The following is an 11,621-nucleotide window of genomic DNA, read 5'->3' on the forward strand; positions in this document are numbered from 1 at the left end:
TCGGCGGACAAGACGACCGCTAGATCACCCCGACGATCGCCAGCTTGCTTTCCAACGTTTCCCGGTCGAACGGCTTCATCACATATTCGTCGGCGCCGGCCTCGACCGCTGCCTTGATATGGCTGATCCCATTTTCGGTGGTGCAGAAGATGATCTTGGGCCGCGCCGCCATCTTGGCGGTCGACAGCGCCTGCAGAAATTCCATCCCGCTCATCACCGGCATGTTCCAGTCGAGCAGCACGACGTCGGGGGGCGATGCCTCACACTGGGTCAGTGCGTCCTGCCCGTCCACGGCCTCGCTGACGGTCAGGTCGAGCGATTCGAGGATATGGCGGGCAACCTTGCGGATGACCTTCGAGTCGTCGACGACCAAACAATTCTTCATGAAGCGTCCCTTAGATTTTTGCGTCCCGTTTCGTCGGGCTTAACCAGCAAAGGCGAGGATTTGGTAAACAAGCGTGCGTGAATCAGGCGGCCTGCGCGAGCGCCCCGCCCTCGATGAAGGCGGCGAGCGATACGAGCAGCCAAGGATGGCCTTCATGCTCGACCAGCGCGCGGGCATAGGGCGCCCACGCCGCATCGAGCTGCCCCCGCAAGGGCAAAGCCCCTTCCGGCACGCGGCAGATATCCGATACGCCATCGACCATCAGGCCGTAGCTATGGCCGCTGATATTCGCGATGATCGCCAGACTGCGCTGTTCGACCGGCGTCGCCTGCCCGCGAATCAGGGCCGCGACGTCGATGATCGTCAGCACCCGGCTGCGCAGGGCCGACAGGCCGGCGATATGCGCGCCCATGCCGGGCACGGGCGACACGTCGGTCAGGCGGACGACCGCCTCCACCTCACCGGTTTCGACGGCGATCCGCGTGCCTGCCAGCGTGGCGAGAAGATAAAGCTGATCCATAAACCCCGTCCTTATCCCCGCCGACCGGCAATCGCCGCCATCAACGCATCCTGATCATAGCGATAGATGCTGCCATCCTGCGGCCCCGTGGGCCTGGGCGACGCGCGCAGATGGACGACGCGGCATCCCATGATCTCCGCCGCCTGCGCCGCGTCCGCTTCGGTACACAGCACCACATCGTCGGGATCGACCAGCGCGTCGCCGGGCAGGCCCAGCAACACTTCATGCCCCGCCTGCCGCAGCAGTGGCGCCAATATCTCGCGCGTCCAGCCGTCATTGCTGTCGGCCAGCAGGCAGCGGCCGCGCACCCGTTCGACCATCGCCTCTTCGGGCAGAGCGGCGAACAGGGCGAAGGGGTTGATGACCTCCAGATGCTCGCCCTCGATCACGGCGACACCGCTCAGCATGCCGTGCATCGCCACCATGTCCGGCACGGCGGGCATCTGGACGATGTCCAGCACCGCCGCCACCGGATAGCAGGCCTCCCGCCGATCATCGCGCAGGCGCAACGCCGAAACCTTGTCCCGATCGAATTGCGACAAGCCATTGGCGACCGGCACCAGCCGCCCGTCCAGCCGGACGAAGGCGCGGCCGCCCGATCGGCCGAACAGGTTCGCGTCGATATCCTCGACCCGCTCGATCAGCGACAATTTCAGCAGGCGCCGCTCGCCCGACAATTCCTCGAACCGCAGCGCAGCGACCATTTCGACGCCGGTTTGCGCGTCCGCCTGCTCTTCCTGCTGCCGCGCCGCCCGATCGTCGATGATGTTGGGCAGGCGCGCCGCATTGGCCAGGCCCGCCGCGTCCAGCAGCAGCATCGGCTTGCCGTTGTCGGGCAAGGTCATGCCGGCATAGACGCCCGTGGCCATCACCAGCGGCGAAGCGGGACGGATCACCAGTTCCTCATGATTGTCGACCGCCGACACGCCCATGGCAAAGGGTACGCCGGTCGCAGAGCGCACCACCATGATGGCGCGCGGCCCCTGCTGCACCGGCTTGGCCATGCCCAGCACATCCTCCAGATCGACCATCGAATGGCGGACCGCGCGGATCGTCGCGATCTTTGCGCCGCCCACTTCGCTGACATGCAGCGTTTCATTGTTATCGTGCAGGATTTCGACCACCGCCGCGCGGGGAATCGCGAAATGCTGCCCACCGGCGCGCACGATCAGGCCGGGGATGATGGTCAGCGTCAGCGGCACGCGCAACGTGATGCACAGCCCCTGCCCCGGCTGATTGTCGAGCGCGATGACGCCGCCGATCCGCTCCACATTGGCCCGGACCACGTCCATGCCGACGCCCCGGCCGGAAATCGCCGTCACCTTGGCGGCGGTCGACAGGCCGGCGTGGAATATCAGGTCCAGCCTGTCCTGTTCGGACATGCGCGCGGCCGCATCGGGCGTCAGCCGCCCGTCAGCGATCGCCTTGTCCACCAGCCGCGCCGTGTCGATACCCGCGCCGTCGTCGGCGATGGCGATGACGATCTGGTTGCCCGACTGGCGCGCCTCCAGCCGCAGCCGGCCCGTTTCCGGCTTGCCCGCGGCGCGGCGTTTTTCCGGCGTTTCGATGCCATGGTCGATGCTGTTCCGCACGATATGGGTGAGCGGGTCGACGACCATCTCCACCATCTCGCGGTCCATCTCGACATCGCCGCCTTCCAGGCTGAGGTCGATACGCTTGCCCAGTTCCCGGCCCAGGTCGCGCACCATGCGCGGAATCGCGGCGAACAGGCGATCGACACGCTGCATCCGCGTCTTGGAAATTACGTCGCGCATATCGGCAACGCAGGTCGACAACCGCTCGAACACATTGTCCAGTTCGGGGTCGGCCGATCGCTCGCGCAGCTTGCGCGACAATTCGTTGCGGGCCAGCACCATGTCCGACACGCCGTTCATCAACTGGTCGATCAGGCTGAGCGGCAGGCGAATGGTCCGCGGCACCGACTGCGCGGCGGCGGGCCGGCCCATGCCAACGGGCGCCGCCTGAACCGCGGCCGGCTCGGCCTCGCTGCCCTGTGCGCTCAGTGCGCTGATCAGGAAATCGTCATTCTCGCTGGGCAAGGCGGCGCCGATCGCCACGGCCTCGGTCAGTTCGCCGATCCGGTCCATGATGCCCAGCACTGCGCTGACGGTCGCGGGATCGGGACGGCGATTGCCGGCGCGGATTTCCGACAGCACATCCTCGGCCGCGTGGCTCAGCCGCTCGAAGCGCGGCAGGTTGAGGAAGCCGCAGCTGCCCTTCACCGTGTGGAAGAAGCGGAAGATGGCGTCCAGCCGATCCCGGTCCGACGGATCAGCCTCCCAGGCGACGACCTCGCCGGCCAGAGCCTCCAGCGTCTCCTGAGTCTCGGATATGAATTCCTGTAGTAGTTCGTCCATGCCTCAAGGCCCCAAGATGCGCGCGGTGGCACCATTGCGGCGACGTAGTTAAGGGGCCGTTAAAGCTGCGGCCGACGATCGCTCGCGCGAAAGAAAAAGGGCGCCGCGGATATCCGCAGCGCCCTTCATGCACCTGACCGATGGCCAGTTGCTTACTTATGCTTCTCGACAGCATCCGCCGCCTTTTCGCCCGCTTCGCGGGTGGCGTCGGCCTTGTTTTCCAGCGCGTCGGCGGCATTTTCAGCCGCATTTTCCGCATTGCCCGACAGGTTGTCGGCCGCCGCTTCCATATTGTCGGCCTGGTTGTCGAGCGCGTCCGCCTGATTCTCGTAAGCGTTCTCGACCTTGTTTTCCTTGGCGGAATCGCACGCGGAAAGTGCGACAAGGCTGGCAAGGCCCAGAACTGCGACGAAAGTTTTCACGGCGTTTTCTCCTGTTGCGCCCCCTCAGGGCATACATCATTCGGCACCGGGTCGTGGCGGCATATGCCACCCCAAACCCTGACGCCGATCAACCGGCCGTACGCCTGATGGTTCCCGTCGCAGGCTCGTTTCGTCGCATAAACGATTATTTTTTGAGCGAATCCCGGATTTCGCGCAGCAGCACGATGTCTTCGGGCGTCGGTGCAGGTGCGGCCGGCGCAGGTTCCGGCTTGGCGGTCAGCTTGTTCATCGCCTTGACCAGCAGGAAGATGATGAAGGCCAGGATGATGAAGTTGACGAGCACCGTCAGGAACTGGCCCCATCCGAACATGGCGACGCCCGCCGCCTTCAGATCGGTATAGCTGGCGGGATTGCCCTTGAAGTCCGCAGGCAGATCGCCCAGCCGCACGAAATAGCCCGAAAAGTCCGCGCCGCCGAAGATGAAGCCGACGACCGGCATGATCAGGTCGTCGGTCAGCGACTTGGTGATGGTGGCAAAAGCGCCGCCGATGATCACACCGACGGCCAGGTCCATCACGTTGCCGCGATTGATGAAAGTCTTGAATTCCGAAATCAGCCCCATGGTGTAAGCCCCTTATACCATCTGCAATAATCACTGCATGGCCCGTTGCGCCGCCAGGGGCAACGTCCTATTTCAACAGCGAAACAAAGCCGAGGATGTTCCATGTCGCTGATGCGTCGTTTTTCCACCGTGCTTCTGCCGATCGTCGGCGCGCTCGCCCTGTCCGCCTGCGGCATCAACAGCGTGCCCACCGCGCAGGAAGAGGCGAAGGCCAAATGGGCCGACGTCCAGGCGCAATATCAGCGCCGGTCCAACCTGGTCGGCAACCTCGTCGCCACGGTGAAGGCGGCGGGCAAGCAGGAACAGGATACGCTGGTCAAGGTGACCGAGGCCCGCGCCAAGGCGACCTCGGTTCAGGTCAATGCGGAGGATCTGTCCGATCCCGCCAAGGTCGCCCAGTTCCAGGCGGCGCAGGCGCAGTTGAGCCAGGGGCTCGGCCGCCTGCTCGCGTCGGTCGAGGCCTATCCGGACCTCAAGACCAACGAAAATTACCTGAACCTGCAATCTCAGCTGGAAGGCACGGAAAACCGCATCGCCGTCGCCATCCGCGACTATAATGGCGCGGTGCAGGCCTATAATACCCGCATCCGCACCTTCCCCGACGCGATCGGCGCGAAGATCATCCATGGTGCCAAGCCCATGACCCCGTTCCAGGCCACCACGCCCGGCGCGGAAGAAGCGCCGAAGGTCGATTTCGGCAACTGATCGACAAGCCGGTGACGGTCCGTTCCGCCATTTTGATGGGTCTAATGCTGCTTGGCGGCTGCGGCGCCGATGCACAAGCACCGAAGGCCGCGATGGAACTGACCGGACGGGTGGTCGATCAAGCCAATTTGATCGACGATGGACTGGAGAGCCAACTGACCGCCCGCCTCCTGCGGTTGGAAAGGGAAACGGGCGTGCAGATGGTCATTGCAACCACGCCTTCTCTGGGAGGACGGACGATCAAAGCCTATGGTCTGGATTTGGCCAATGCTTGGGGCGTCGGCAGCAAGGCACGCAACGATGGCCTTGTCCTGCTGGTCGCGCCGGTCGAACGCAAAGTTCGAATTGAAGTCGGCTACGGCCTAGAGGCCGGGATGACCAACGCGCTTTGCGATGAGATTATCCAGCGCTCTATAGTGCCACATTTTCGTACAGGCGACATGCCGGGCGGAATCCTGACAGGAACCGATGCCATCATTTCAGCGATAGCCAAACAGCGCCCAGCGCAGCGGAAAGCCGCATGAAATTAATGCGCGCCCTGCTCCTGATGCTCGCGCTGCTGGCCTGCGCGCCGTCGGCCTGGGCGCAGAGCTTCCCCACATTCGACGACAAGGGCGTGGTCGATGCCGCGAACCTGCTCGACCCCGCGCAGGAACAGGCGCTCAGCGCCAAGCTGATCGCGCAGAAGCAGGCGAGCGGCCGGTCGCTGGTCGTGGCGACCATCCCCGACCTTCAGGGCTATGACATATCCGATTATGGCTATCGGTTGGGGCGAGATTGGAAGATCGGCGACAAGGACAGCAATGGCGCGCTGCTGATCATCGCCCCTGCCGAACGCAAGATCCGGATAGAGGTCGGCTATGGGCTGGAAGGCGTGCTGACCGACGCCGTCACATCCCAGATCATCCGCAACGCCATCAGCCCGCGGTTCAAGGCGGGGGACATGGTTGGTGGCATCAATGCCGGCGTGGACGAAATCACCACGCTGCTCGCCCTGCCCCCCGACCAGGCCAAGGCGCGCGTGGCGGCGGCAGAGGCGGCCACCCGCAAGCAGGATGATGGCGGCGGCGGCATCATCGCCTTCTGGATCATATTGTTCATCGTCTTCTTCGTGGCCCTCCCGCTCCTGTCGCGCGCCAAGGGCGGCACACGCTATCGCCGTGGCGGCGGCAGCGGGCCGATCATCATCTGGGGACCGGGCGCGGGTTCCGACTGGGGTGGTTCTTCCGGTTGGGGTTCTGGCGGCGGCGGTTCCAGCTGGGGCGGCGGCGATAGCGGTGGCGGCTTTTCGGGCGGCGGCAGCTTCGGCGGCGGCGGCGCATCGGGGGATTGGTGATGCAGCTTCATCTGTCGAAAGCCGACCATGACCTCGTCTCAAGCGCCGTTGGAGAGGCAGAAGCCCATACCTCCGGCGAGATCGTCACCATCGTCGCGCGGCGGTCCGACAATTATCATGATGTCGGTCTCAGCTGGGCGGCGGCGGTCGTGTTCATCGCCCTTGCCCTGATGGCCGCCTTCCCGGCGCATCTGCGCGCCTTCCTGTCCATGCTGCTGCTCGACTGGGAGCATGAACTGGCCGACTGGAAATTGCTGATGGGGCTGCTGGGCCTCCTCATCCTCAAATTCCTCCTCGTGCGCTATCTGCTGGCGATCATGCCGCTGCGCATGCTGATGACGCCGCGTGCGACCAAGGCGCGCCGGGTCCGGCGCCGCGCCATATTGCTGTTCCGCACCGCTGCCGAAGCGCGCACGCGCGGGCGCACCGGCGTCCTCATCTATCTCTCGCTCGACGAACATCGCGCCGAAATCGTCGCCGACCGCGCCATCAACGAAAAGGTCGCGGCGGAGGCATGGGGCGATGCGATGGCCGCGCTGATCGACGCCATCCGCGACGGTCGCGCGGGCGAAGGGCTTGCGGCGGCCGTGCGGCAGGTCGGCCTGGTGCTGGCCGCGCATTTCCCCCGCGCCGACGATGACATCAACGAACTTCCCGACAGGCTGATCGAATTATGACCGACCCGGACCGGACTGCCCCCGAAGAAGTGATGTGGGCCGGCCGCTTCATCACCGCCAAGCGGCGTGGCAAATGGGAATATGTCGGCCGGGCGCGCGGCATTCACGCCGCCGTCATCCTGGCGATCGACGAGGCGGAGGATGGTCGCCACGTCCTGCTGGTCGATCAATATCGCGTACCGCTCGGCCGGCGCTGCATCGAACTGCCCGCCGGGCTGGTCGGCGATGAGGAAGAGGGCGAAGACGCCAGCATCGCCGCCGCGCGCGAACTGGAGGAGGAAACCGGCTTCCTGCCCGGCCGTCTCGAATCGCTCGGTCAATATTTCAGCTCGCCCGGCATGGTGTCGGAAAGCTTCACCCTCTTCCGCGCCCATGATCTGGTGAAGACCGGCAAAGGCGGCGGCGTGGAGGGCGAGGATATAGTGGTCCATCGCGTCCCCCTCGCAACGCTGCACGAACAGATCGCCGACTGGCGCGCGCAGGGCTATGCGATGGACGTGAAGCTGCTCCTGCTGCTGGGCGCCGGCATGCTGGCCTGATCAGGCCACCCGATACCAGGTCGCCACCCGATCCAGCGCCAGCGTCAGCACCAGCTTTCCCGCCCGGCTTGGCCAACCCAAAGCCTTTTCCGCCGCGACCAGCCCTTCGCCCGCGCAGGCCACCCGCCACAATATGTCGGCCAGCCCCGGCCCGGCCGCTTTGATCGCCCCGTCGAACCGATCCCGCGCCGCCAGTTGCGCCAATGTCGGATCGCTTGGCTGCCCCGCCATACGCCCGCCGCGCGGCGCTCCGTCCCAGCGCATCGTGACCCGCGCGCGCAGCCCAGCCTTCTCCCAATCCCGGCGCAGCAGATCGCCCGCCACATAATGCCGTTCGCTCAAATGCCCGCGCGCATGCAGCCAGGCGATCGGCGATTCGCCGATATGCACCATGACCGACTGCGTCCGCCCATCGGGATCTTCGATCATTTGTTCGACATGGGTGGCGGCCATAAGCGTCTCTCCGCTGACTATATGCAGCGCAGACACTTGCCATGTGGGATAATCTGTAGGAAAGAGAAAACCAAATAGGTTCTTATTTCAGGACATGGCATGATCACGCGCATCCGCGAAGTTCGCAAGGCGAAGGGGCTGACGCTGGAGCAGGTCGGCGCACTGTGCGATCCGCCTACCACGGCGCAGACGATCGGGCGACTGGAAACCGGCACCCGTACCGTATCGGTCAAATGGCTCAATCGCATCGCGCTGGCGCTGGGCGTGACGACCGCCGAACTGGTCGCTTTGCCGGGGCAGGCCGCCGTGCCGGTCGCCGCCCTGCTCGGCCCCGACGGCGCGCGCGCGCCCACCCGCCCGCTCGCCTTCCCCCCGCCCGTCGCATCGGACGGCATGGTCGGCGTCCATGTCAACGCCAGCATCGGCGACTATCGCAGCGGCGACGCCATCTGGTGCAAGCGGATCGCGCCAGAGGAATTTGCCGGCGCGCTCAACCGCGATCTGCTCGTCCCCCGCCCCGCCGGCCGCTTCCTGTTCGGGCGGCTCATCGGCCGGGAAGGCGACCGGTTGCAACTCCTCCCCTTCGGCGCCGGTGCCCGCCAAACGGTCATCACCGACCCGCCATGGGCCGCTGTGGCGGTGCAACTCGTCCGACGCCTCTAGCCAAGTCGGCGCGGGGCTGCTTAACCATCTTCTAAAGACTATGTTGCGAAGAGAGAGGCCATGGCGCTCAACATTCTCATGCTATCGACCCTCTTTCCCGACATCAGCCGGCCCAATTTCGGCGTGTTTGTGGAACGGCAGGCGCGCGAACTGGCCAGCCGGCCCGAAGCAGACGTTACCGTACTCGCGCCGGTCGGGCTGCCGCCATGGCCGCTATCGCTGGCCAGCCGCTACGCCCCGCTGCGCGCGCTACCGCGCAAGGAACGCTGGCGCGAGCTCACAGTCTACCGCCCGACTTTCCCGATCATCCCCAAATTCGGCGGCGCCACCAATGTCGGCGCCATGACTCGCGCCATCCTGCCACTGGTCCGCCGGCTGCACGCGGAAAAGCCGTTCGACGTGATCGACGCCAGCTTCTTCTTCCCCGACGGCCCCGTGGCCCAGCGCCTGTCGAAAGCGCTCGGCATCCCCTATTCGGTCAAGGCGCGCGGCGCCGACATCCATTATTGGGGTACGCAGCGCAGCACGCGCAAGCTGGTGCTGCAAGCGGCCGAGGGGGCTTCCGGCCTGCTCGCCGTATCCGAAGCCATGCGCCGATCGATGGGCCGCATGGGCATCGATATGGACAAGATCCGGGTCCATTATACCGGCGTCGATCTCGACACGTTCGAAGGGGGCGATCGCGACGCAGCCAAGGCCGCACTGGATTTCAGCGGCCCGGTCATGCTCTGCGTCGGGGCGCTGATCCCGCGCAAGGGGCAGGATCTGCTGGTCCGCGCGCTGCCGCAATTGCCTGATGTGACGTTGCTGCTGGCGGGGCAAGGCGCCTTCCGCCGCACGCTGGAAAATCTGGCGCAGGAACTGGGCGTCGAACGGCGCGTCGGCTTCCTGGGATCGGTACCGCATCATAAATTGCCGCGCATCTATACCGCCGCCGATGTGATGGCGCTCCCTTCCGAATCGGAAGGGCTGGCCAATGCCTGGGTGGAATCGCTCGCCTGCGGTACGCCGATCGTCATCACCGATGTCGGCGGCGCGCGCGAGCTGCTCGACCGGCCGGACGCCGGCCGGATCGTGGAGCGCGATCCCGATGCGATCGCGCAGGCCGTCCGTGCGATACTGGACAATCCGCCCGCCCGATCCGCCGTGCGGGAATCCGCGCTGCGCTTCACCTGGACCGCCAATGGCGACACGCTGCTCGCCCATCTTGAGGCGATCGCCGGCCAGAATTAATCCCAGAAGCGGACCAGCCGCGCCTTGCCATCGTCCGTGGGGAACCGCCCTTCATCGAACGGCAGCTCACCCCATCGCCAGGGCGTCAATTCCTGATAGGCGGGATTGGACACCGGGGCATGGCGGCGCAGGGTGAATACGCGCCGCCCATCATCATGATAGGCGGACAGCCGGGCATGTTCGCGATAGATTTCCGCCGGCCGCTCATAATGGAAGGCCTCATGCCATCCCATGGCGCGCGCGATCTGCGTGACGATCCACCAGCCCGGCCGCGCTTCCCCCGGCAGCGGGAAGACAGGGCGCTGCCGACCTATCAACCGGTCCGCGCTGGTCAGCGTCCCGTCCCGCTCCAGCATCGCCGCCATGGGCAGGGCGATATCGATCCGATCGGCCATTGACGGGTCCAGCCTGTCACCGACGAACAGGGTGAAGGGCCGGCCGGCGGGCGACGCATCGAACCAGACGGGCGGCACGCCCCCCAACATGATCAGCGCCTTGATCCGCCCGTCCCGGATCGCATCAAGCAGCGCCGCGCCCGAAAGGCCCGGCGCCGTCACCAGTTTCGGCGCGGCCCAGAAACGTGCAACCGATCCATGCCCATCCGCCCCGAAATCATGGTGCGCGGCCAATGTCGTGGCGCCGCATCCGGCCTCCCGCGCGCCCATGGCATTGGGCGCGCGGGGCAGGGCGAACGGCCCGACACCCGGTCGTCCGATCCGCCCCGTCGCCAGATGCAGCGCAAGGATGGCAGCGGCGGTACGATCAGCCCCCTCCCCCCCATCGGGATCAAAGATCGTCACCATCCGCCCGGCGCCGGCGATCATGTCCTTCAGCTCACGGATCCGCGCAGCCGGCAAACCGGTCGCGCGCGTCACCGACCAAAGATCATGCCCCGGCCGAAGATCGTCCCAATAGCCATGCGGCAGCGCCACTTTCTCGCTCAGGAACGGCAGGTCGATAAGGTTTGCGTCATGGCAATGGAGCAATAACCCGCCCAGCAGCCTGTCCACCGTCCCCGGCGCCGGCGTCAGGTGAAGGTCGGCATCCCCATCGGCCGACGCCGGATCGGGATCTATCACAACCAGCAAGGCGCCCTGCTCCTCACGCGCCAGCCTCACTCGCTCGTTGAGCAGCGGATGCCGTTGGAGCGTCTGCGCGCCGATCACCAGGATGAGTTCTGCCTGCTCGATATCCTCCACGCTGGTGGGCATGACATCTTCGCCGAAGGCCGCCCGATGCGCCTGCGCGCCGGCCTCCGCCCATGGCACGTCGATATTGGCCGAGCCGATAAAGCCCTTCATCAGCTTGTTGGCGACGAAATAATCCTCGGTCGTCAGGTCGCCCGCCACATGCAGCGCGACGCTGCCGGGGCCATGGCGCGCGACGATGTCGGTCAGGCGCCTGGCCGCCTGCGCGATCGCCCGATCGCGCGAAACGCGCCGCGCGCCCAGCCGAGCGTGCAGCAGACGCCCTTCCAGCCCCGCTTCGAACACCAGCGCTTCACCCGCCGGGCAAAGCCAACCCATATTGGCGGGATGAATCCGATCGCCTTCCAGAAAGACGCGCCGATCGTCTCCATCCTGTGGATCGGCCATGGCGCGTACGCCGCACCCCATGGCACATCGGCCGCATAACGTCTTGGTCGCGATCATCGCCGATCCTCTAGCCGATCGGGATCGCGGGAAAAAGGTCGCGCCGGCCGTTCCCGGTTGAGTTGCCCGGCAATG

Annotated in this window: 14 protein-coding genes; 7 read left to right on the forward strand and 7 right to left on the reverse strand. The window is 65.7% G+C overall.

Annotation, left to right across the window (positions count from 1 at the left end; translation table 11 throughout):
* Window positions 1-19: 19 nt before the first annotated feature.
* The 5 genes from F4U95_RS04330 to mscL all read right to left on the reverse strand — a co-directional run bounded on the left by F4U95_RS04330 (window position 20) and on the right by mscL (window position 4,288).
* Window positions 20-385 (reverse strand): response regulator, encoded by a 366-nt coding sequence (locus F4U95_RS04330; protein ID WP_120249421.1) that lies wholly within the window; start codon window positions 383-385, stop codon window positions 20-22.
* Window positions 386-467: 82 nt separating this feature from the next.
* Window positions 468-905 (reverse strand): chemotaxis protein CheW, encoded by a 438-nt coding sequence (locus tag F4U95_RS04335; protein ID WP_120249420.1) that lies wholly within the window; start codon window positions 903-905, stop codon window positions 468-470.
* An 11-nt stretch (window positions 906-916) separates the two neighbouring features.
* Window positions 917-3,283: a chemotaxis protein CheA gene (locus F4U95_RS04340; RefSeq protein ID WP_150424696.1), complete on the reverse strand. Its 2,367-nt coding sequence runs from the start codon at window positions 3,281-3,283 to the stop codon at window positions 917-919.
* A 152-nt stretch (window positions 3,284-3,435) separates the two neighbouring features.
* Complete coding sequence (locus F4U95_RS04345) at window positions 3,436-3,705, reverse strand: hypothetical protein (RefSeq protein ID WP_120249418.1); 270 nt, start codon at window positions 3,703-3,705, stop codon at window positions 3,436-3,438.
* Window positions 3,706-3,850: 145 nt separating this feature from the next.
* Entirely contained in the window at window positions 3,851-4,288 is a 438-nt protein-coding gene (gene mscL, locus F4U95_RS04350) for a large conductance mechanosensitive channel protein MscL (RefSeq protein WP_150424697.1), read from the reverse strand.
* Between the two features lie 102 nt (window positions 4,289-4,390).
* Between mscL and F4U95_RS04355 the strand changes: the two genes are divergently transcribed.
* From F4U95_RS04355 to F4U95_RS04375, 5 genes are read left to right on the forward strand one after another with little or no spacing between them, the layout of a single operon-like run.
* On the forward strand, window positions 4,391-4,993 hold the full coding sequence (locus F4U95_RS04355; protein ID WP_120249416.1) for a LemA family protein: 603 nt from the start codon (window positions 4,391-4,393) through the stop codon (window positions 4,991-4,993).
* A 35-nt stretch (window positions 4,994-5,028) separates the two neighbouring features.
* Entirely contained in the window at window positions 5,029-5,517 is a 489-nt protein-coding gene (locus tag F4U95_RS04360) for a TPM domain-containing protein (RefSeq protein WP_150443116.1), read from the forward strand.
* Window positions 5,514-6,329, forward strand: coding sequence for a TPM domain-containing protein (locus tag F4U95_RS04365; protein ID WP_150424699.1), 816 nt, complete (start codon window positions 5,514-5,516; stop codon window positions 6,327-6,329). The genes F4U95_RS04360 and F4U95_RS04365 overlap by 4 nt, the downstream gene beginning before the upstream one ends.
* Window positions 6,329-7,006, forward strand: coding sequence for a TPM domain-containing protein (locus F4U95_RS04370; RefSeq protein WP_150424700.1), 678 nt, complete (start codon window positions 6,329-6,331; stop codon window positions 7,004-7,006). Before F4U95_RS04365 ends, F4U95_RS04370 begins: the two co-directional genes overlap by 1 nt.
* Window positions 7,003-7,545, forward strand: a complete 543-nt coding sequence (locus F4U95_RS04375) for an NUDIX hydrolase (RefSeq protein ID WP_150424701.1) — start codon at window positions 7,003-7,005, stop codon at window positions 7,543-7,545. The genes F4U95_RS04370 and F4U95_RS04375 overlap by 4 nt, the downstream gene beginning before the upstream one ends.
* Here F4U95_RS04375 and F4U95_RS04380 read toward each other — a convergent pair whose 3' ends face one another.
* Window positions 7,546-7,998: a DUF6456 domain-containing protein gene (locus F4U95_RS04380; RefSeq protein ID WP_150424702.1), complete on the reverse strand. Its 453-nt coding sequence runs from the start codon at window positions 7,996-7,998 to the stop codon at window positions 7,546-7,548. It lies immediately after the preceding gene.
* 99 nt (window positions 7,999-8,097) lie between these two features.
* Here F4U95_RS04380 and F4U95_RS04385 point away from each other — a divergent pair, with 99 nt between their 5' ends.
* Window positions 8,098-8,661, forward strand: a complete 564-nt coding sequence (locus F4U95_RS04385; RefSeq protein ID WP_120249412.1) for a helix-turn-helix domain-containing protein — start codon at window positions 8,098-8,100, stop codon at window positions 8,659-8,661.
* Window positions 8,662-8,721: 60 nt separating this feature from the next.
* Window positions 8,722-9,894: a glycosyltransferase gene (locus F4U95_RS04390; RefSeq protein ID WP_150424703.1), complete on the forward strand. Its 1,173-nt coding sequence runs from the start codon at window positions 8,722-8,724 to the stop codon at window positions 9,892-9,894.
* On the opposite strand, the gene F4U95_RS04395 is transcribed toward F4U95_RS04390, so the two are convergent.
* A complete protein-coding gene (locus tag F4U95_RS04395; protein ID WP_150424704.1) occupies window positions 9,891-11,546 on the reverse strand; it encodes a molybdopterin oxidoreductase family protein in 1,656 nt (551 codons plus the stop codon). The two genes, F4U95_RS04390 and F4U95_RS04395, sit on opposite strands and share 4 nt — an antisense overlap.
* Between the last annotated feature and the right edge of the window lie 75 nt (window positions 11,547-11,621).

Source organism: Sphingobium limneticum (assembly GCF_008710165.1).
In the GTDB taxonomy this organism is placed as follows: Bacteria; Pseudomonadota; Alphaproteobacteria; order Sphingomonadales; family Sphingomonadaceae; genus Sphingobium; species Sphingobium limneticum.